We start from the raw sequence: 20,780 nt of genomic DNA, 5'->3' as shown, positions 1-20,780 counted from the left end.
TAAATTATGTCCAATATACCTGCACAGGCGGATGAAACCGCAGAAAACAGCGCGAATATCAGCCGTGAGATAAAATTCGCGGCCGCGAAAAAAAGTACCTGGGTCAGCGTCTGGGTGAATACCCTGTTGTCTGCATGGCAGATAGTGGCGGGTATTTTCTCGCACTCACAGGGGCTGATTGCTGACGGGGTTCATACTCTGTCTGACCTTATCGCTGATTTTGTAGTGCTGATTGCCAACCGCGGCAGCCGTAAAGCGCCGGATGAAGAACACCCTTACGGCCATTTCCGCTATGAGAATGTGGCATCACTGGTTCTGGGCGTGCTGCTGCTGGTCGTCAGCGGCGGGATGCTGTGGACCGCCGGTTCACGGATTATGTCGCCGGAAACGATTCCCGAAGTGCACTCGCTGGCGTTGTATGTCGCGCTGCTGGCACTGCTGGCGAAAGAGGGCCTGTTCCGCTATATGCTGCATGTGGCGCGCAAAGTGAAATCCAATATGCTGGAAGCCAATGCCTGGCATGCCCGTTCGGATGCGGCATCATCGCTGGTGGTGGCCATCGGTATTTCCGGCAGTCTGATGGGATATAAAATCCTGGATCCGATCGCAGCGCTGGTGGTCGGGCTGTTTATTCTGCGCATGGGAGTGAAATTTACCCTGCAATCTCTCCAGGATTTAATGGATCGCGGCGCGGATGAAGAAACCATCGCCAAAATCACGCAGTCTGTGATGGATACCCCGGGGGTGGAAGGGGTTCATGATCTGAAAACCCGTAAGTCCGGCGATTATCTGCTGGTGGATGTCCATATTGAAATTGATGAAAACCTGACGGTTAAAGAAGGGCATGATATCGCTATTGCAGCGGAAATGAATATCCGCCGTGACCCGCAGGTGCTGAGTGTGATGACGCATATTGATCCCGCCCAGTCCGTCCGGGCCGGGCTGACAACCTGATTATTATCTTCTGACAGAATTACCGTGGCGGGGATGAACCTGCCACGGTGGTTCTGTTATTAGTTGCACCTGTACCCGGTTTAATTAGAATAGCGGACATAATTACATTAATGGGCAGAACACTGCGGGTATGATGAAATTCCGGGGATGGGAAAAATGCAGCTTCAGTGACTATGAAGCCTGCTGTGAAAAGTTCGGTTATAACGCCGAAACTTCACCGCACTATATTAAGTTTGCCATGAAGCAGGGCGTTGAACCGGATTTCTACGCTTACACAAAAAAAGGCGTTATTGAAGGTGCTGTCTGCACAGATAACGGCTGGCTGGCAAACGACAATAATAACCCCGCAAACCGCCTGAAGTGGATGTATTTCCCCCGCTACTCCATCCTGCTGCCTTTTAATAAAAATATTAAATGTTTTCTGCCGTTTAAAACCAAATCCCTGAGTACAGAATGCCGTCAGTTTTATAACAGCTCATTTTCGCTGTTTTCCCGGCGTCATGTGGCCGTTTCAAAAGATCTGTCTGCTTTTTCTTCCAAAACCAGAGCCACCCGGAAAAAAGAGATCCGTAAATTTATGGCTGATGGCGGGACATTTGAAAATGTCAGCACGGCCGGACCGGATTTTTTATTTGAAACCTACTTCCGGTTATATGCCGACCGGCGGGGGCATGAGGTGGAGAACGATCCGGTTATCCGCGCACTTTTTCATCATTGCTATAATAACTTTTTCGGGGAAATTGCGTTTTTGGACGGTAAAGCAGTGGGTATTCAGTTATTGCTTTCCACACCGTCAAAGCGGGGAACATTTATTGATTTTCTGAACATCGGCTACGATATGAATTTACGCAAATATTCTATCGGCACGATGCTGATGTGGCGCAATCTCTGCCTGACAGCAGAATTGCCCGCACCGGTGACCTATTCTTACGGCATGATGTCCGGGGAGTATAAAGCCCGCTGGTGTGACCCGGTCAGTATTGGTCGTTCCATTACCTTCTGACGGAAAATACAGACGGCTTTACATACCCGTCTGTGTTTTTATAAAGAACTGCGGGAAAGGCGGACAAACCGGCCCTGTTTATCCCGGTGCAGAGAATAGAGCGCTTTTTTATCCCGCGCGGATAACCAGATTTCATCCTGTCCCTGATCCTGCGTCCGGTAAAGATAATAACCGGCATTATTCAGGTAATTTTTCAGTGGTGCACAATCCCGTACATCATGAAAAACAACGCTGCTCATTTCAGAAACCGACCCTTCTGCGGGATATATTCAAACTGATAATTCTCTGAGATCCGCGGCGCATTCCGTATTCCGGAATAGTGTGCTACAGATAGAACTATATCAGCGATGAATACTATCGTATTTATCTGATAATTATGGAAATTAACATTTATCCGGGAAGGGCGGAAATAGCAGAGACAGCAGATTATCCGTCAGAGATAACCTGCTGTGTACAGACGGGATAATTACTGTTGCTGAGCCTGCGGATTGACGCAATTCTGACTGACATCCCCTTTCAGGGCACGCAGTACATTATCCGCAGCACAGGCAGCCATCGCATAGCGGGTTTCATGGGTGGCGGAGCCGATATGCGGCATCAGTACTACATTATCCAGTGACAGCAGCGGTGAATCCGGCGGCAGCGGCTCCTGTTCAAAAACATCCAGCCCGGCGGCGAGGATCGTTTTATCTTTCAGCGCCTGTGCCAGTGCGGCTTCGTCGATCACGGCACCGCGCCCGATATTGACCAGAATGGCACTGCGTTTCATTTTTTCAAACTGTTCGCGGCCGAATAAATGGCGGGTTTCCGCCGTCAGCGGCAGGGTGATACAGACAAAATCTGACTCTGCCAACAGGGCATTCAGTGAACGGTATTCCGCCTGATACGCTTTTTCGGTTTTTTCATGGCGGGAGCGGGCATTGTAGAGCACTTTCATGCCGAACCCGCAGTGCGCCCGGCGCGCCAGTGCATCACCGATGCGGCCCATGCCGGCAATTCCCATCGTTTTATGGTGGACGTCACAGCCGTACCAGTCCGGCGTGATACTTTCTGTCCACTCGCCGCGTTTCACCCGCTCTGAACTGATAATCATTTTTCGTGCGGTCGCCAGCACCAGCGCCATCGTGGCATCGGCAACGGTTTCTGTCAGGACATCCGGGGTATGCATCAGCACCACATTCCGTGCACTGAGGGCAGAGACATCAAAATTGTCATAACCGACGGTGATGGTGGAAGCCACCCGCAGTTTCGGGGCCATCGCCAGGAAACGGGCATCAATTTTCCCGCCGGAGCCGAGGATAGCATCCGCTCCGGCCAGCAGCGGTTTTACTGACGGGTCAATGTCCGGATCAATTTCCGCCACGCGGTGAACATCGCACTCAGCGGACAAACGGGTGAGGATATCGTCAGGAATATCGCGGTAAACAAGAACGGATGGTTTCATCATGACCTCTCTGAGTGAAAAACTCACAAAATAATCTCTCTTTGATAGTATGATCATTATCACTATATTAAAAATAAATCTGACACTGCATCCAAAAGGCGTTACCCCATGATAAAAATGCAAAAAAGCCACTGGCTGTCCGGCTTTCAGTGGTATTTCTTTATTTTCTGCAATACGGTACTGATCCCGCCGACACTGCAATCTGCGTTTCATCTTTCTGACGCCGCCACACTGACTATCACACAATACAGTTTTATCGCCACCGCGCTCGGCAGCCTGGTGCAGGTGTTTACCGGCCACCAGCGTGCGATTATGGAAGGGCCGACCGGCCTGTGGTGGGCTACCATTCTGGGGATCGCTGTGGCGGAAGCCTCTTTCGGGACTTCTGCGGGTGTGACCGGCGCAAACCTTGCTATCGGGATTGCCTGTGCGGGACTTATCACGCTGGTGATTGGCTTTACCGGTGCAGGAGCCCGTATCGCCCGGATTTTTAACCCGGCGGTGATGGCAGTGTTTATGTTTATGATAGGCGCGCAGCTGGTCTCCATTTTCCTGAAAGGGATGCTGGGACTGCCGTTCGGTATCATGCCGCCGGATGCCACCGTGAATTACCCGGTCTTTTTCCTGGCGCTGGTAACGCTGATCCTGGTGCTGGGCGTGATTGTGTATGCCCCGGTGTCCGTGGCCAAATATGCGCTGCTGATTGGCGTGTTGCTGGGCTGGGGAGCTTACGTGCTGCTGTTTTCCCCGCCGGGACGGGATGTGGCATCCGCATCATGGGAATTTCTGCCGCTCGGCAGCACTGACGGGTTTGAATTCCGCTGGGGTGTGATTATCACCTGTATCCTGACCGGGCTTCTGAATATCAGTAATACCTTCGGTGCCATCCGTTCGACGGATGTGTTTTACATGGATAAATTACAGGAAAATAACGTCCTGTTCCGGCGCAGTTTTATTGTCACCGGCTCGGTGACACTGCTGACCGCGCCGCTGGCAGTGGTGCCGTTTGCACCGTTTGTCTCCTCGGTGGGATTAATCACTCAGACCAATGACAGCAGCCGGACATCCCTGGTGGTCGGCAGTGTGCTGTTTCTGCTGATGGGGCTGATCCCGCCGGTGACACTTTTCTTCAGCGGATTGCCGCTCGCCATCGGCAGTGCCGTGATGCTGGCAACTTACCTGCCGCTGATGTTCTCCTCGCTGGCTTTCGTGGATAAAATTTCCCTGAATGCACGTAATATTTACCGGCTGGCGATCCCGCTGTTTGTCGGCATTTTCCTGATCAATCCGCCTGCCGTCTTTATCAGCGACCTGCCGGTGCTGCTGCGCCCGATGCTGGGGAACGGCATGCTGGTGGCAATTTTGCTGGCGGTGTTGTCAGAAAGCCTGGTGCGCTGGGATAAGGTAAAGTAGGGCAATACTGCGGCATTTTTCCGGATGCGCGGGAAACTGTGATAGACTTTGTGTCTGTTCCGGCTCCGGAAAATGCACTGACAAAAGGATATTTATGACGCACAAACTCTGGCTGGCAACCGCACTGCTCCCGATTTTGCTCAGCGGTTGTGCCGCGCCTCTGCCACCGGCGCAGACACAGGAAAACTGCCCGGATTTCACCGGTGTTTATCAGCTGCCGCTGCAGGGGGAATCACAGAGTATTGCCCTGACGCTGCTGGATAAATCCACCAATCAGTATGGTGTGGGCGTGAAGGACAAAAACGGCGTTGATCATTTCACCTCGCGTCCGTATCAGGGCGATATGGTGCGGATGGATAAAAAAGAGATGAACGGCCAGCTGGCATGCAGTGTGATGATTGACCAGGTGGGGCTGATTAAGCAGGTTGAAAAAGGCGGCCCGATGCCGGGCTTCCCGGGGATTGCCCGCAACGATGATATTAAAATGGCCACCGGCTATGCGTTGTTTATTTTCAGCCCGCAGGGAATTGATTTTATTAATCTGATCAAAACTTCCGACACAGTGCCGATGGAGTTGCAGCCACCCCGTTGATAGTATGAAGGCGGATTGTGACGCCGGTGATTCCGGCGATAACCGGTAAAAATGAAAAGTCGCTGTGAATACGTCCCTGTAAGCTCAGGCTCGCCATCCGTGGCTCGCATGCTTTTCATTTCTTTACCGGCCATCACCCTGTTACATAAAGTCAGCAATTCATAAATGCAAAAAGCCACCGGACGGTGGCTTTTCAGTATCTGCAGGATAATCAGATATTATCGACGGATTCTTCGCCGCGTGCCAGCGCGGTTTGCGCGGTCGGGGCATCGGCGATTTTCCGCTCTTCTGCGGTCAGGGTTTTCTCATAACGGCTGTATTTCCACCAGGCGTAGCCCAGGAAAATCAGGATCCCGCTGACGTTATAGAACAGAATGGTCGCAATGTTGGCACCGGTCGGGAAAGTGGAGGCCAGGAAGCCGATAGTGAAAATCACAATCAGCAGGGAGACCACCGCAATCCCCGTGGTGCGTGAACCCATGCGGAAGTCACGCGGGATATGATCCAGTTTGCGGCGCAGATTCAGGTACGCCAGCATAATAAACAGCGGCGGCAGCATAGAAGCGGCGGCAGTCATGTTGATGACGGTGTTCATCAGATCCTGAACGGTATCGGAACCGAGGGTCGGGATAAACATCAGCGGGATCACAATCAGGAACTGGATCCAGGCGGCACGTGCCGGAACGCCGTGTTTGTTCAGCTCGACTGTTTTGGCACCAAAGACACCTTTCGGGATCTCCGCGAAGAAGATTTTAACCGGTGCCGCGGTCCACATCAGCAGGGAGCCGAACATGGCGGTGAAAGAGACCACGCCGACAAAGCGGTTCATCAGGATCTCCGGCAGACCGAAATAGGTGGATAACCCTTCAAAGACCTGGACAGAGCCGCCGGTAAACTTCAGTGCTTCACGCGGTACAAACACGTTGATCACCACGGAGGAGACGGAATAGAGCAGACCGATGAATAATCCGGCAATAATAATCACCTTCACGAATGCTTTACTGCCGCCTTTGACGTCATTGACATACACGGCAACAGATTCCGCACCTCCGGCCGCCATAAAGATCCACGCGGTGATCCCGAGGAATGCCCAGTTAAAGTTCGGCGTCATGGCTTCCACGGTAATCGGATCCGCAGGCTGAATTCCCCCCACCAGCGCAACGCCGGCCAGCGCGATATACGAGAAGGTCAGCAGCAGCATCATCGAGGAGGTGACAGAGGTCATCGGCCCCAGCAGTTTTGCCCCGTTGGTGGACACATAGGTGGAGAAGGCAAACAGCACCGTACTGAGCAGTGCGGTGGTGACCGGCGTGAAGATATACTCATAGCCGAGGAAGGCGTAAGAGGCATAGGCGATAACACGCGGCAGCAGCGAGGTGAAGAAAAACAGGTTCACAAACCAGTAGGTATAGGCGGCCAGAAAAGCCCAGCGGCCGCCGAGAGCACTGCGCACCCAGGCGTAAACACCGGCTTCGGAGTTTTTATTCAGGGAGACGAACTCCGCGATAATCAGACAGAACGGAATAAAGTAGAAAATCGTGGCGATAAAGAACATCGGTGCGGAGGCCAGTCCGAGCTCGATATTATTATTAATGACGTTGTTAAAACTGTATACAGCGGCAAAGGTCATGGACAGCAGTCCGAACTTGCCGATGGTATTACGCGCGGATGTGGACATAGCGTTCTCCGTGGGTCTATTTATTCAGGAAATAACCGTCTTCAATGGTCACGGTAAGCACCACTTTGCGGACATCGCCTGAGCAGGTGAACCGGTATGCCTCGTGATTTTCACACACCAGCACATTGCCGGCTTTGCAGAGCAGGGTTTCCCCTTTGCCGCGCAGGGTTTCGCGGTCAGTTTCATCACTGTAAGCATTCACCGGGGTCAGGGCGGATTTGTCGGCATACTCCACGTTTTCCTCCCCCTCCAGCCAGTAATGCACCTGAAAATAACGGCGTTTACCGAGGAAATCCGGCTGTGGCTCTGTTTTAGTCTGCAGGCGGTATATCAGTGAATCACCGACAGAATAGGTCACATCAGGATGAATGGACGGCAGGTTATTGATGGCCTCAATACAACGCTGCCATTTTTTTCCCTGACGGAAAAAACGCTGAAAATCCGTTAAATCAGTAAACAGGATCATGCCCGGCCTCCTGAGTGTGTTTCGCCTGAAAAATGCAGTGTTGCCAGTGTTTCCGCACGGCAGTCGCCTTCGGTAAACGGCAGCAGTGTGAATCCGAAACGGAACGGCCGGAAATAGACACGGTAACTGTCGAGGACTTCACTGCCCCAGGAGTTAGAGCCCAGCCCGGTCAGGGCGTGATCAAGGTTCAGAGTGATATGGCCGTCCGGCTGCCATTCATGCTGATGCCGGGCGCGGTGGAGTTCTTCCCCCCGGCACGGCCAGCAGCTGAAATTGATCGGCTGATCAGGACGCACAAACAGGCCGCTGCCGTGATTGTCCGTCAGCGCCAGCCAGCGGGTGTCCTGATGGTTGCCGTTGTTCTGCGGGAACGGATAATTGACAAACAGGTCACTGACCGGCGACTGATAACGGCCGATGAGATTGGCTTTGCAGCTGTCGGCGTAGTTCTCGCCCGGCCCGCGGCCGTAGTATTCCGCGTGGTCAAAGCGGGCATCGATGCCCATATCCATGCCGATGCACGGGATCACATGCGGATAATCGCCGTACGGCTCACCGCTGAGAGTCACCGCAACATGGCCGTCCGGTGCAATGGTGTAGCGGTAAGTGCAGCGCATGCCGAAATCAAACACCGGCGGGGCAACCACGGAGTTCACCGTGACAATCACATGGCCGTTTTCCTGTGCTGTTTCCATGCCACGGAAATGTTCCTGCATGATTTGCAGGTGTGCCGGATGCCATAAACCTTCATATTCCTGTTTATGGTTATCAATCATCGGTTTAAAGAAACGCATCCGTGGTGCGGCGGCGAGCAGGGATTGCCCGCGGTTTTCCCAGTGGATTAATTTACCGTCGGTTTTTGAGAAGGTGAGGGTGAAATCACAGCCGTGAATATGCATTTCCAGCCGCTCGTCACAGACTGCCAGCGGCGTGGCATCATGGCGGATAAACGGCAGCACCGGCGCAGATGCCGCCGCCAGCGGGAACTGATAAACCGCGATTTCATGTCCGGCAGCACTGTAGCGGGTGGCATTCAGACGGGTGATGATGATATTGACAAACATTTCGCGGCCATCGGCAGCCGGTAAGTTCAGGGCAACGCGGGCGCTTTCGCGGGGAGCGAGTTCAGGCAGCGATAAAATTTCACTGTGAATAATATCGCCGTCAGCAATATATTCCGCACGGATCTGACATTCCGCCAGCGTACTGAACCAGAAACGGTTTTCAATGGTGATTTCGCCGCTGCTTGCATCAAAATCGCGCACTTTTACCGGTGCGATAACTTGTTTATATTCTTTCAGCCCGGCGGACGGGGTTTGATCCGGGAAAATCAGGCCATCCATGCAGAAGTTATAGTTGTTCGGGTAATCGCCGTAGTCACCGCCGTATTTATAGAACGGACGCCCCTGTTCATCCTGTGCCAGAATGCCGTGGTCACACCATTCCCAGACAAAATGTCCCTGAATGGCGTCATGACGGTCAAACACAGCCTGATATTCACTCAGTCCGCCCGGCCCGTTGCCCATGGCGTGGGCATATTCACAGATAATGCGCGGTTTCGGGTGCGGATATTCACCGAATTCATTCATCATCTGCACACGGGAATACATGGTGCTGATGATATCCACCACATCGGCATCACGGTCTTCTTCATAGTGGATCAGGCGGGTGTCATCAATGGCTTTTGCGGCATCATACATAGCACGGATATTACAGCCGTAACCGGATTCATTACCGAGCGACCACATAATCACGGACGGATGATTTTTCTGTGTATGCACCTGGCGGCGGATGCGGTCGACATACACCGGCTCCCAGGACGGATCATCGGTGATCTGACTGAGATTACCGACGTTGGCAAAACCGTGGGTTTCCACATCGGTTTCTGCCATCACAAACAGGCCGTAAATATCGCACAGCTCGTAAAAGCGCGGATCGTTCGGGTAGTGCGCGGTACGGACAGCATTGATATTGTGCTGCTTCATCAGCCGCAGATCCTGCTCCATCCGGCGGATGCCGACAGCACGGCCTTTGTGTTCATCATTATCGTGGCGGTTGACGCCGTGTAATTTCACATAATGATTATTGATATAAAACAGGCCGTTGCGGACTTTAATATCGCGGAATCCCACCCGCTGCGGGATCACACTGAGCAGATTGCCGTTGCTGTCCGACAGGCGGACCAGCAGGTGATACAGATACGGATCTTCCGCACTCCAGCAGCGCGGGGAAGCGATATCTGCGGTGAATGCGATGGTATGATCGTCAGCAGTCAGTACTTTTTTCTGTGAAAAACAGACGGTGCTGCCATTATATAAGACAGCCTCAATCTGCACTCCTTCTGCAGAACCGGCAATTTCCGCAGAGGCGGTCAGCAGGGCGCTGCGGTAATCCGGCGCAAAATCGGTGCGGACAGTCAGATCACGGATATGTACCGGCGGTTGTGCAATCAGATACACATCGCGGAAAATCCCCGCCATCCACCACATATCCTGGTCTTCAATATAGGTACTGTCCGCCCACTGCATGACGCGGACAGATAACAGGTTTTCCCCGGTGCTGACAAATTCGGTGATATCAAATTCAGCGGTCAGGCGGCTGCCTTTGCTGAACCCGGCATAGTGGCCGTTCACATAGACTTCAAAATAGGTTTCAACGCCGTCAAATTTAATAATGACCTGTTGTTGTGACCAGTTTTCATCCAGCGTAAACGTGCGCTGATAGGCACCGGTCGGGTTATCTGACGGAACAAACGGCACATCAATCGGGAACGGCCAGCCCTCATCGGTATACTGGAGCTGTCCGTGGCCTTCCATCTGCCACATATTCGGGACAGTGATGGATGACCATTCTGTCATTGGCGTGTGATAAAACGCCTCCGGCACACGCAGCGGATGATCAAAATAGCGGAACTGCCATTGCCCGCTGAGCAGTTTAAAGCCCTGACTCAGCTCACGCTGATAAGTGCGTGCGGCGGTGTCGTTATCATAGGCAAAGAAATAGGCACGCGGCGGCAGGCGGTTTTCATGCAGCAGGGTGTAGTTTTCCCAGTTATTCACAGAAGCTCCTTCTTTATAGTCAGCAATCACTGCGGGCTATCGGATGAGATCAATCATTAACGGGATATTAGTAAAAGTTTTACTAAAAACTATAGAGTAAAACTAAGATGTTTAACCTGATCACATAATCCGTACAACAGCGGCACAATCTTGTGAGCTGAAACGCTAAATTGTGTAAAAGGCAGTCATCTTTGCAGAAGGTAAATTTTACTGAAAGAAAAACGGCTGCCTTTCCGGCAGCCGTCAGAATCTTACGGAGGGGGTATTACTTCGTGGTGCCGCGCAGAATAAGGCGGGAGGCGGCAAAGACCTGAAGCGGCTCCTGCCGCTCATCACGCAGACGTTCAAACAGCAGATTCACGCCCTGGCTGCCCATCACCTCAGAGTGGATGCGGACGGTCGACAGTGACGGAATGGTAAACTTGGCGGTCGGGATATCATTGACACTGATAAGAGCGATATCCTCCGGGATAGCGATATGCTGTTCATGCAGGGCGCGCAGCACGCCGATAGCAATGGAGTCAGAAGCGACAAACAGGGCCTTCGGGTAGCTCTCTCCGGCCAGCATCTGTTTTGCCAGAGCATAACCGGACGCGCTGGAGAAATCCCCGCGATAGATATCTTCCCCGCGCACCACACCGCGCAGTGAGCCGTATTCAGTAAACGCGACTTCGCGGATATCCGCCGCCGCCGGGGAATCCTGCCCGCCGATAAAACCTATCCGGTCATAACCTTGTGCAATAAAGAAATCAGTTACGGATTGCGCAATGTACGCGAGGTCAATATCCACCGCGTCATAATCACTCTGGCGATCGCTGAAATCGACAAAGCAGACGGCAGAGCAGAGTGCCTGTACTTCTGTCAGTACCGCGCGGGCACCGTGTCCGATCAGCAGTACGCCGTCCGGGCGGGAGACCGTCTCCGGCAGATTGTTTTCATAAGCGTGCGTCAGCTCAATACCCAGCCGTTCGCTCTGTAACTCAATGCCGTGGCGGATGGAGAGATAATAAGGATCATTAATTTCCGCTGTTTTCGGATAGCTGTAAACCGCCAGGAAATGCAGCCGCTGTGCCTGACGTTTGCCCGTGGTGTGACGGCGCTGCGCGGAAACGGTGTATTCCAGTTTCTCGGCGATTTCCAGGATACGCAGCTTGGTTTCTTCTTTCACACTGAGTGTCGGGTCGTCATTCAGCACCCGCGACACGGTCGCGAGTGAGACACCGGCTTGCCGGGCGATATCTTTTAGCGTGGCCATTTTTTTGTTCTTTCTCCTCCGGCCGGGAACTGCGGCAGGGCAACAGGCGTAATTCAGGCAGTGACAGCTACTTATAGTAACACAGAAACTTTTAGTAAAAACCATTCAGTGCATCAGTGTAAACGTTTACACAAATCAGATCAGTATCACAGACTCAAAAACTATTCATGGTTAGAATCTTCCCCGTCCTCACGTTATACTTTGGTTTTCTCTGAATACATTACAAAGCCTGAGAGGTATATGTGGAAATTCTTGTCACCGGCGGTATGGGCTATATCGGCAGCCATACCTGCGTACAGCTGATGAATGCAGGCATGACACCGGTTATTGTGGATAATCTGTGTAATGCCAATGCCAAAGTTCTGGCGCGGATCACTGCAATTACCGGAAAAGAACCTGTTTTTTATCAGGGGGATATCCGTGATGAAGCCTTTCTTGACAGCGTATTTGCCAAACACCGTATTGATGCGGTGATTCACTTTGCGGGCCTGAAAGCCGTGGGTGAATCCGTGGAAAAACCGGTTGAATATTATGATAACAATATCAACGGCACGCTGGTTCTGCTGCGCAGCATGAAGCGGGCGCAGGTGAAACGGATTATTTTCAGCTCTTCCGCCACTGTTTACGGCGATCCGGCCAGTGTGCCGATCACCGAAGAATCCGCTATCGGTAACACCACAAACCCTTACGGCACCAGTAAATACATGGTTGAGCGCATTCTGAATGATGTGCTGATCGCAGATAATGACTGGTCTGTATCACTGCTGCGTTATTTCAACCCGGTCGGGGCGCATCCGACAGGCACGATGGGTGAGGATCCTAAAGGTATCCCGAATAACCTGACGCCATATATCACTCAGGTTGCTATCGGCCGCCGTGAAAAAGTCAGTATCTATGGAAACGATTACCCTACACCTGACGGTACCGGGGTGCGTGATTACATCCATGTGATGGATCTGGCGGACGGCCATGTTGCGGCACTGAAAACCGTGGCACAGTCCTCCGGGCTGCATATCTATAACCTGGGCACCGGCAAAGGCACCAGTGTGCTGGAAATGATTGCTGCGTTCAGTAAAGCTGCCGGTAAACCGATCCCGTATGCTGTCTGTGACCGCCGTCCGGGGGATATCGCCGAGTGCTGGTCCAGCCCGGATAAAGCGGCCCGCGATATGCAGTGGCGTGCCGTCCGTACTGTTGATGATATGGCGCAGGATGCCTGGCGCTGGCAGCAGCAGAACCCGGAAGGTTACGCAGACTGACGAAATACGAAAACCGGTAACGCCTGAGGACAATCATCGCTAACCCGTTTCATCGTCAGAGAGAATTGTGTCTATGATGACTTTTGATCCGTCTGATTGCCCTCACCGCCGCTATAACCCGTTAACGGGACAGTGGATTTTAGTCTCTCCTCACCGGGCAAAACGCCCGTGGCAGGGGAGAGATGAAGTCGCTGATGTGGCGGATTTACCGCCTTATGACCCGGACTGTTTTTTGTGTCCGGGAAATACCCGGGTAAGCGGCGATATTAATCCTGCTTACACCGGCACTTATGTTTTTCAGAATGATTTCTCCGCGCTGAGACCGCAGCCCTTCACACAGCCGGAAAACACCAGTCCGTTATTTCAGACTCAGGCCGTCAGCGGGCTGAGCCGCGTGCTCTGTTTTTCTCCCGACCACAGCAAAACTCTGCCGGAACTGCCGGTGGCACAAATCCGTGCCGTCATTGATACCTGGCAGGCGCAGGCACAGGAACTCGGGGAAAAATACCTCTGGGTGCAGCTGTTTGAGAATAAAGGGGAACTGATGGGCTGCTCACAGCCGCATCCGCACGGTCAGATCTGGGCCGGTGATTTTCTGCCTGATGCCCTGAGCCGCAAAGACGGACTGCTGCGCGACTATTCCCGGCAGCACGGCAGTAATCTGCTGCTGGATTACGCGCAGGCGGAGCTGAAAGACGGCAGCCGTATTGTGACGGAAACGGAGCACTGGCTGGCAGTGGTGCCGTACTGGGCGGCGTGGCCGTTTGAAACCATGCTGCTGCCGAAACACCGCGTGATCACCCGGATGGAAGCCATGACAGATGCGGAGCGGGATGACCTCGCACTGGCACTGAAAAAACTCACCAGCCGCTACGATAACCTGTTCCGCTGTGCCTTCCCGTACTCGATGGGCTGGCATTTTGCGCCGTATTTTCAGCAGGGCGAACCGCTGGATCACTGGCAGTTACATGCACTCTATTATCCGCCGCTGCTGCGTTCCGCGACAGTGCGCAAATTTATGGTCGGCTATGAAATGCTGGCGGAAAGCCAGCGTGACCTGACACCGGAGCAGGCTGCAGAGCGGCTGCGTGTAGTCAGCGACCACCATTTTAAAACCCCTTTATAATCTGAGGTTTCCGATGAAAACAGTTATCAGCAAGGCACTACATGCCTTTGAACAGTGCTTCGGCGCATCCCCTGACATGCTGATCCGGGCACCGGGCCGCGTGAATCTGATTGGCGAACACACAGATTATAACGACGGTTTTGTTCTGCCGTGTGCCATTGATTTCGGCACTGTGGCGGCCGCATCGCGGCGTGATGATCAGAAGGTCTGCGTGGTGGCAGCGGATTATGATAATGATCGCGATGAGTTTGATCTCTCACAGCCGATCGAATACCGCGATAATAAATTGTGGGCGAATTATATCCGCGGCGTGATCAAATACCTGGCGGAGCGCGGTTTTGTGTTCGGCGGGATGAATATTGCTGTCAGCGGCAATGTGCCGCAGGGCGCGGGTCTGAGCAGTTCCGCCTCGCTGGAGGTGGTGATCGGCCAGACTGTCAAAGCCCTGTATGATTTACCCGTCAGCCGTGAAGTCATTGCCCTGAACGGGCAGCAGGCGGAGAACCAGTTTGTCGGCTGTAACTGCGGCATTATGGATCAGCTGATTTCAGCCTGTGGTGAAGACGGGCACGCATTGCTGATCGACTGCCGCAGCCTGGAAACCCGCGCGGTTGCCATGCCGGAAAACAGTGTGGTGATGATTATTAACTCCAACAAAAAACGCGGCCTGGTGGACAGCGAATACAACACCCGGCGGCGTCAGTGTGAGGCGGCAGCGGAGTTCTTCGGCGTTCCGGCGCTGCGGGATGTGACTATGCAGCAGTTCGCCGCCCGTGCCCATGAGCTGGATGCGGTGACCGCGAAACGGGCCCGTCATGTGATCAGCGAAAATATCCGCACCCTGGCAGCGGCGGAAGCTCTGAAAGACGGGGATTTACCGCGTCTCAGTCAGCTGATGGCGGAATCCCATCACTCCATGCGTGATGACTTTGAAATCACGGTCCCTGAAATTGATGCGCTGGTTATGATTATCGGTGATGTTATCGGCGCGGAAGGCGGAGTCCGCATGACCGGCGGCGGCTTCGGCGGTTGTGTGGTCGCACTGGTGAAACCGGAACATGTCGCGCCGGTTACAGACGCGATTAACGCACACTATACGGCGATCTCCGGGCTGACAGCGGATATTTATGTCTGCCGCGCCAGTGAGGGCGCCGGTGTGATCCGCTGACCGGAGGTAATATGACACATATGCAGCAGCGCCCCTATGAGCGGGCGCTGGCAACAGAGCCTGCCGCAGACGGCAGACCGGCGGAGGTAGTGGTTCTGACCAACCGCAACGGCATGCGCATCAGTATTGCCGATACCGGCGCGACCTGGCTCAGCTGTGAGCTGCCGCTGGCAGATGGTATGCGGGATGTGGTGTGCGGTGTGGCGGACAGCGCCGGATTTGCCCGTCAGACCGCCTATTTCGGCGCGACGGTCGGGCGCTTTGCCAACCGGATTGCGGGTGGAGGTTTCACCCTGAACGGACAGTTTTATCCGCTCGCCTGCAATGAAGGCACCACCTGTCTGCATGGCGGAACGGATAACTTCAGCCACCGGCGCTGGCAGATCCGCCGCCGCTCAGCGGATTCCGTGACATTCTCCCTGCAATCCCCGGATGGCGACCAGGGCTTTCCCGGTAATCTCAGCGCAGAAGTCACTTATCAGCTGACGCCGGAAAACGAAGTCCGCCTGACTTACCGGACACAAACAGACAAAGCCTGTCCGGTCAGCCTGACTAATCACGCTTACTTTAACCTTGCCGGTGAAAACAGCGGCGTGAAGGTGACAGAAGGGGAAATGCAGATCCGGGCGGACAAACGGCTGGGGCTGAATGCAGATAACTTGCCGGACGGGACGCTCTGCCCGGTAGCCGGCACTGTGTTTGATTTGCGCGCCCGCAGGCCGCTGTCACAGGGTTTTATGTCTGAGGCGGCACAGCAGCAGGCAAAAGGCTTTGATCACGCCTTTGTACCGGATCCGGCATTGTGTGACGGTAAACAGATTATCGCGGCGTACTGGTCACCGGCGGGGGATGTGTGCCTGGAAGTGGCGACCACCATGCCCTGCATACAGCTTTATACCGGCAATTATCTCGGCGGTCAGCCGGGAAAACACGGCGATTATCAGGATTATGCCGGGCTGGCGCTGGAAACCCAGTATTTCCCGGACGGGCCGAATCACCCGCACTGGCCGGATGCAGTCAGGGGAATTTCAGCGGCGGGGGAACAGCGGGAGAGTGTAACAGTATACCGGTTTGTGTTTTAGACAGTGGCTCACAACGGTGAGCCACTCAGGCCGTTGACAAACTTTGCTTTATCAGACAATACGGACACCGGCAGGCATTACACGTTCCGGGGTCAGCAGGACGCTTTCTGAGCCGTCATCGGTTTCGGCGCACAGCAGCATACATTCAGAGGTTTCGCCGCGCATTTTGGCTTTTTGCAGATTGCACAGCACCACGACCTGCTTATGCAGTAACTCTTCCTCTGTATAATACGGCACGAGACTGGTGACGGTCTGAAGTGAGCGGTCACCTACATTTATCTGAACAATATAGAGTTTATCGGCATTTTCGTGACGTTTAACATCCGTGATCCGGCCGGTGCGGATCTCCAGTTTAGCGAAATCAGGGTAAGCGACAGTTTCCATAGTAAAATCCGATAAAATTTTAGTAAAAGATAATAAAAATTAGCAGAGTTACACCGGATGGCAAGTACCGGGATCACAAAACAATAACGGAGCGGTAAATGGCAACCATTAAAGATGTTGCGAAACTGGCGGGGGTATCAGTGGCAACGGTCTCGCGGGTTATCAATCAGTCACCGAAAGCCGGTGCGGAATCCATCCGTGCGGTTCAGGCGGCCATGAAGGAGCTGGCTTACCGCCCGAATGCGGCGGCGCGGGCGCTGGTCAGCCAGAGCAGTGATATTGTCGGCGTACTGGTGGGGGATGTGTCCGATCCGTTTTTCGGTTCATTGGTCAAAGCCGCAGATGAGGTGGCGCATCAGCACGGAAAACATCTTTTAATCGGCAATGGCTACCACCGGCAGGAGGATGAGCGGCGCGGTATCGAATTACTGATGAACAGCCGCTGTGATGCCTGTGTGATCCATGCCAAGGCACTGAGTGATGAAGAGCTGCGCGGCTATGCAGCGGAGATGCCGTCGATGGTATTTATCAACCGTATGATCCCGGGGCTGGAAAACCGCTGTGTTGCTCTGGATAACCGGCGCGGGACTCAGCTTGCCACACAATATCTGCTGAAACAGGGGCACCGCCATATTGCCTGTTTATCGTCATCACACACGATTGAAGACAGCGCTCAGAGGCTGGCGGGCTACAGAGACGCTCTGACAGAAGCCGGTTGTGAGCTTCCTGAGGCCTATATTGCCGTTGGTGAACCGGTGGCAGAAGGCGGGGAAGCGGCAATGAGCGCTGTTTTGTCCCTTTCACTGCCGGTGACGGCGGTGGTGGCATACAACGATTTTATGGCGGCGGGGGCGCTGTCGGTGATTGAGGCAAACGGGTTACGTGCGCCGGAAGATATTTCTGTTATCGGCTTTGATGACAGCATGATCGCACGATATATCCAACCTCGTCTGACCACAATACGCTATCCTGTTGATATGATGGCTCAGACAGCAACACAGCTGGCACTGGCGCTGGCGTCCTCGCAGGCGCTGCCGTTTTGTCCGCCGTGTTACACACCGACTCTGGTTCTCCGCCACTCGGTGATGAGCAGATTTTCCTGACGAGAATGTGTTAATTTTATTTATTAGTTATCCCTCACTATTTACTTTGGTACTTTGTTAGAAGGCTGCAAATTCACCTGAATTTGCAGCATTTTTTTTATCCTGCGATTTTCATTCCCGCCGTTTACTCTCCAGCTGTACTTTCCGGTTTAACGATGTCACAGCAATTTATTATCACCGTGATAATAATTTTCATTTGCGATCATATTCTCAATAGCATATATCAATGATAGGATTAATCATTCTCATTTAATATTTCAAATAAAAAATATCAATCCAGTCAGGGAATAATATGAACGCCTCATTCAAACGCTCACTGCTTGCTGTTGCTGTTATGTCAGCGGCCACCGCCGCTTATGCTGAAAATAAAGATGACACCATCGTGGTTACCGCTTCCGGTTTTGCGCAGGAAATGCGCGATGCACCGGCGAGTATCACCGTTATCACCAAGGAACAGTTACAAAATAAACCGGCTGCCAACCTGATTGACATGGTGAAAGATGTGGAAGGTGTCAGTGTGATCGGCGGTAGCCTGAAGCCGGATATCAGCATCCGTGGTCTGTCCGGGGATTACACCCTGATTATGGTGGATGGTTGTCGTCAGAACAGCCGTGAGTCCCGCCCGAACGGCAGCGGCGGTTACGAAGCCGGGTTTATCCCGCCGGTGGAAGCCATTGAACGCATTGAAGTGATCCGCGGACCGATGTCCTCCCTGTATGGTTCCGATGCGATGGGTGGTGTGATTAACATCATCACTAAAGCAGTGGCAGACGAATGGCACGGCTCAATGGGTATGGGCGGTATCATTCAGGAAAGTAAAGATTACGGTAACTCCGCAAATACGGATTTCTATGTCTCCGGACCGCTGATTAAAGATAAGCTGGGGTTACAGGTGTACGGCGGGCTGAACTATCGCCGCGAAGACCACCTCCAGGAAGGTACACCGCGTAAAGACGACAAAAATATCACCGCCAAACTGGCCTTTACGCCGATCGAAGGGCAGAAATTCCTTGCGGAAGTCGGGCGCAGCACGCAGGAACATACATCTACCCCGGGGAAATCCATTGCTGATTCTGCCAACTTCGGGAATATTACCAATCAGGCTAAAGACAAGCTGGAAACTAATAACAACCGTAACCACTGGGCGTTAACCTGGAAAGGTGACTGGGATGAGATCAACAGCGAACTCAGTGTCTATCAGGAAAATACTATCCGGAAAACCCGTACCGGCACACGTGAGATGGGTAATGAAACATGGAATATGGCTTATGACCATCGTCAGCCGGAAATTACGAACACGGTTGTTGATGGAAAAGTCACTGCATTCCTGCCGTCTAATATCCTGACTCTGGGCGGACAATACCAGTACGCCAAACTGAAAGATGATTCCGTCACAGATTCTATCAGCGTTCCTGACGGGAAAGGCGGCACAAAATTACAACCTGTTTACGCCAGCGAATCGGTATCAGTGGATCAAAAAGCTCTGTTTGCAGAAGATGAATTCAGTGTAACTGACGACCTGACGCTGACCGGCGGTCTGCGTATGGATGACCACGAATTCTACGGTAAGCACTGGAACCCGCGTGCCTATGCTGTCTATAAACTGACAGATGAAATCACCATCAAAGGTGGCGTGGCGAAAGCCTTCCGTGCCCCGACACTGCGTGAACTCAGTCCGAACTTCGGGACGTCCACCCAGGGCGGTAACGCGGTGATGTACGGTAACCGCGACCTGAAACCGGAAACCAGCGTCACCGAAGAGCTGGGTATCTCTTATGACCACGAATCCGGATTTTTCGTCAGCGCAACCCTGTTTAACACCGAATTCAAAAACAAACTGACCAGCTACCAGGACGGCACAGAGAAAGATCCGATCACAGGTCTGAACAAATTTGTTTACGACAACGTGGGTAAAGCGAATATCCGTGGTGTGGAAATGGCTTCCCGTATTCCGGTGGCAGAAAAATGGAATCTGAACCTGAACTACACCTTCACCGATTCAGAACGTAAGAGTGACGACGAAAAACTCAACGGTAAATCCCTGAAAGGACAACCGCTGGAAATGACACCGCGTCATATGGCGAATGCCAGACTTGACTGGCAGTACCGCCCGGATATGAACTTCTACACTCAGGCAAACTACACCGGCAAACAGGTCTGGGCAGCACAGCGTAACGGGGCCAAACAGCCGCGTGAACGCAGCGGGATCACCACCCTCGACCTCGGGATGACATACCAGGTCATGCCAAATGCGCTGCTGAACTTCGCAGTACTGAACATCGCCAATGAGAAAGGGGATGATATCGAGACTAACGGGAACTGGCAGATCGATGAAGGGCGCCGGTATTGGGCTAATCTGAAACTGAATTTCTGATTACGCGTCATCCTTCGCCCTGTGGCGGCGTTGGCTTCGTTCGGCTCCCCCGGGCACATACTGGTGTATGCTCCCGGGGATATCCTCACTTTGCCGCCTTGCCACAGAGCGAATGATTTAGCGTAACGCGTCTCTTTGTTTTGTGGCGGCGTTGGCTGCTCTCAGGAAACCAGGTCAATATTCTGTTTACACAATACGTTATGTAGACGGCAGATGCTTCGCAGAAAAACGAAAAGCGTAGAGCGCCAGGGATGGCGCGATCCGAGCGAACAAGGATGTGACAGCGTCTTTTCGTTCTGCGTGGTATCAGCCGGATCACCGTGGCAGAATCAGGCCCCCGGAATCCTTCCCTTGCCGCCTTGCCACAGAACGGATGATTCAGCAGATTTCGCGAACAAGGATGTGTCAGCGTCTTTCCGC

17 protein-coding genes are annotated in these 20,780 nt (G+C 53.1%); 10 read left to right on the top strand and 7 right to left on the bottom strand.

The features are described 5' to 3' along the window. The first annotated feature begins 6 nt into the window (after window positions 1–6). Entirely contained in the window at window positions 7–954 is a 948-nt protein-coding gene (locus HMPREF3119_RS07980) for a cation diffusion facilitator family transporter (RefSeq protein WP_070579259.1), read from the top strand. Between the two features lie 130 nt (window positions 955–1,084). Next, the gene (locus HMPREF3119_RS07975) at window positions 1,085–1,957 is read left to right on the top strand and encodes a GNAT family N-acetyltransferase (RefSeq protein WP_046024880.1); all 873 of its coding nucleotides are present in this window, start codon (window positions 1,085–1,087) and stop codon (window positions 1,955–1,957) included. A gap of 38 nt (window positions 1,958–1,995) precedes the next feature. On the opposite strand, the gene HMPREF3119_RS07970 is transcribed toward HMPREF3119_RS07975, so the two are convergent. Both HMPREF3119_RS07970 and ghrB read right to left on the bottom strand, forming a co-directional pair. Continuing rightward, window positions 1,996–2,196 carry a hypothetical protein gene (locus HMPREF3119_RS07970; protein WP_032098823.1) on the bottom strand — a complete coding sequence of 67 codons (201 nt, stop codon included), beginning with the start codon at window positions 2,194–2,196 and terminating at the stop codon, window positions 1,996–1,998. A gap of 227 nt (window positions 2,197–2,423) precedes the next feature. Then, window positions 2,424–3,401: a glyoxylate/hydroxypyruvate reductase GhrB gene (gene ghrB, locus HMPREF3119_RS07965; RefSeq protein WP_015422905.1), complete on the bottom strand. Its 978-nt coding sequence runs from the start codon at window positions 3,399–3,401 to the stop codon at window positions 2,424–2,426. 108 nt (window positions 3,402–3,509) lie between these two features. Between ghrB and HMPREF3119_RS07960 the strand changes: the two genes are divergently transcribed. After that, complete coding sequence (locus HMPREF3119_RS07960) at window positions 3,510–4,814, top strand: uracil/xanthine transporter (RefSeq protein WP_004238591.1); 1,305 nt, start codon at window positions 3,510–3,512, stop codon at window positions 4,812–4,814. 94 nt (window positions 4,815–4,908) lie between these two features. Next, on the top strand, window positions 4,909–5,406 hold the full coding sequence (locus HMPREF3119_RS07955; protein ID WP_032098821.1) for a hypothetical protein: 498 nt from the start codon (window positions 4,909–4,911) through the stop codon (window positions 5,404–5,406). A 211-nt stretch (window positions 5,407–5,617) separates the two neighbouring features. Here HMPREF3119_RS07955 and HMPREF3119_RS07950 read toward each other — a convergent pair whose 3' ends face one another. The 4 genes from HMPREF3119_RS07950 to ebgR form a co-directional block, all read right to left on the bottom strand. Beyond that, entirely contained in the window at window positions 5,618–7,084 is a 1,467-nt protein-coding gene (locus HMPREF3119_RS07950; protein ID WP_004238594.1) for an amino acid permease, read from the bottom strand. A gap of 16 nt (window positions 7,085–7,100) precedes the next feature. Then, complete coding sequence (locus tag HMPREF3119_RS07945) at window positions 7,101–7,550, bottom strand: beta-galactosidase subunit beta (protein ID WP_070579256.1); 450 nt, start codon at window positions 7,548–7,550, stop codon at window positions 7,101–7,103. Beyond that, window positions 7,547–10,609, bottom strand: coding sequence for a beta-galactosidase subunit alpha (gene ebgA / locus HMPREF3119_RS07940; RefSeq protein WP_070579253.1), 3,063 nt, complete (start codon window positions 10,607–10,609; stop codon window positions 7,547–7,549). Before ebgA ends, HMPREF3119_RS07945 begins: the two co-directional genes overlap by 4 nt. A 265-nt stretch (window positions 10,610–10,874) precedes the next feature. Further along, complete coding sequence (gene ebgR, locus HMPREF3119_RS07935; RefSeq protein WP_036416830.1) at window positions 10,875–11,864, bottom strand: transcriptional regulator EbgR; 990 nt, start codon at window positions 11,862–11,864, stop codon at window positions 10,875–10,877. 242 nt (window positions 11,865–12,106) lie between these two features. Between ebgR and galE the strand changes: the two genes are divergently transcribed. From galE to HMPREF3119_RS07915, 4 genes are all read left to right on the top strand, one after another. Continuing rightward, a complete protein-coding gene (gene galE / locus HMPREF3119_RS07930; protein ID WP_004242315.1) occupies window positions 12,107–13,123 on the top strand; it encodes a UDP-glucose 4-epimerase GalE in 1,017 nt (338 codons plus the stop codon). A gap of 73 nt (window positions 13,124–13,196) precedes the next feature. Next, a complete protein-coding gene (locus tag HMPREF3119_RS07925) occupies window positions 13,197–14,249 on the top strand; it encodes a UDP-glucose--hexose-1-phosphate uridylyltransferase (RefSeq protein ID WP_070579249.1) in 1,053 nt (350 codons plus the stop codon). Window positions 14,250–14,262: 13 nt separating this feature from the next. After that, entirely contained in the window at window positions 14,263–15,417 is a 1,155-nt protein-coding gene (galK, locus tag HMPREF3119_RS07920; RefSeq protein ID WP_004904314.1) for a galactokinase, read from the top strand. A gap of 11 nt (window positions 15,418–15,428) precedes the next feature. Continuing rightward, a complete protein-coding gene (locus HMPREF3119_RS07915; RefSeq protein WP_070579246.1) occupies window positions 15,429–16,499 on the top strand; it encodes a galactose-1-epimerase in 1,071 nt (356 codons plus the stop codon). A gap of 51 nt (window positions 16,500–16,550) precedes the next feature. Here the strand turns inward: HMPREF3119_RS07915 and HMPREF3119_RS07910 are convergent, their stop codons facing one another. Then, on the bottom strand, window positions 16,551–16,883 hold the full coding sequence (locus tag HMPREF3119_RS07910; RefSeq protein WP_004242310.1) for a tRNA-binding protein: 333 nt from the start codon (window positions 16,881–16,883) through the stop codon (window positions 16,551–16,553). A gap of 98 nt (window positions 16,884–16,981) precedes the next feature. Between HMPREF3119_RS07910 and HMPREF3119_RS07905 the strand changes: the two genes are divergently transcribed. Continuing rightward, window positions 16,982–17,986 carry a substrate-binding domain-containing protein gene (locus HMPREF3119_RS07905; RefSeq protein ID WP_004904318.1) on the top strand — a complete coding sequence of 335 codons (1,005 nt, stop codon included), beginning with the start codon at window positions 16,982–16,984 and terminating at the stop codon, window positions 17,984–17,986. 292 nt (window positions 17,987–18,278) lie between these two features. Beyond that, window positions 18,279–20,360, top strand: a complete 2,082-nt coding sequence (locus HMPREF3119_RS07900; protein WP_070579243.1) for a TonB-dependent receptor domain-containing protein — start codon at window positions 18,279–18,281, stop codon at window positions 20,358–20,360. The last annotated feature ends 420 nt before the right edge of the window (window positions 20,361–20,780 follow it).

The sequence above is a fragment of the Morganella sp. HMSC11D09 genome, assembly GCF_001807955.1.
GTDB classification, from domain to species: Bacteria; Pseudomonadota; Gammaproteobacteria; order Enterobacterales; family Enterobacteriaceae; genus Morganella; species Morganella morganii.
The sequence above is the reverse complement of the archived record's forward strand: the minus strand, read 5'-3'. Positions and strand labels throughout refer to the sequence as shown.

What these genes read in the sequence shown, in the direction of transcription:
- ebgR (WP_036416830.1), bottom strand. Translation starts at nt 11,864, where the DNA reads ATGGCCACGCTAAAAGATATCGCCCGGCAAGCCGGTGTCTCACTCGCG.
- HMPREF3119_RS07910 (WP_004242310.1), bottom strand. Translation starts at nt 16,883, where the DNA reads ATGGAAACTGTCGCTTACCCTGATTTCGCTAAACTGGAGATCCGCACC.
- HMPREF3119_RS07960 (WP_004238591.1), top strand. Translation starts at nt 3,510, where the DNA reads ATGATAAAAATGCAAAAAAGCCACTGGCTGTCCGGCTTTCAGTGGTAT.
- HMPREF3119_RS07905 (WP_004904318.1), top strand. Translation starts at nt 16,982, where the DNA reads ATGGCAACCATTAAAGATGTTGCGAAACTGGCGGGGGTATCAGTGGCA.
- HMPREF3119_RS07900 (WP_070579243.1), top strand. Translation starts at nt 18,279, where the DNA reads ATGAACGCCTCATTCAAACGCTCACTGCTTGCTGTTGCTGTTATGTCA.
- HMPREF3119_RS07975 (WP_046024880.1), top strand. Translation starts at nt 1,085, where the DNA reads ATGATGAAATTCCGGGGATGGGAAAAATGCAGCTTCAGTGACTATGAA.
- galK (WP_004904314.1), top strand. Translation starts at nt 14,263, where the DNA reads ATGAAAACAGTTATCAGCAAGGCACTACATGCCTTTGAACAGTGCTTC.
- HMPREF3119_RS07925 (WP_070579249.1), top strand. Translation starts at nt 13,197, where the DNA reads ATGATGACTTTTGATCCGTCTGATTGCCCTCACCGCCGCTATAACCCG.
- HMPREF3119_RS07970 (WP_032098823.1), bottom strand. Translation starts at nt 2,196, where the DNA reads ATGAGCAGCGTTGTTTTTCATGATGTACGGGATTGTGCACCACTGAAA.
- ghrB (WP_015422905.1), bottom strand. Translation starts at nt 3,401, where the DNA reads ATGAAACCATCCGTTCTTGTTTACCGCGATATTCCTGACGATATCCTC.
- HMPREF3119_RS07980 (WP_070579259.1), top strand. Translation starts at nt 7, where the DNA reads ATGTCCAATATACCTGCACAGGCGGATGAAACCGCAGAAAACAGCGCG.
- HMPREF3119_RS07955 (WP_032098821.1), top strand. Translation starts at nt 4,909, where the DNA reads ATGACGCACAAACTCTGGCTGGCAACCGCACTGCTCCCGATTTTGCTC.
- HMPREF3119_RS07915 (WP_070579246.1), top strand. Translation starts at nt 15,429, where the DNA reads ATGACACATATGCAGCAGCGCCCCTATGAGCGGGCGCTGGCAACAGAG.
- HMPREF3119_RS07950 (WP_004238594.1), bottom strand. Translation starts at nt 7,084, where the DNA reads ATGTCCACATCCGCGCGTAATACCATCGGCAAGTTCGGACTGCTGTCC.
- HMPREF3119_RS07945 (WP_070579256.1), bottom strand. Translation starts at nt 7,550, where the DNA reads ATGATCCTGTTTACTGATTTAACGGATTTTCAGCGTTTTTTCCGTCAG.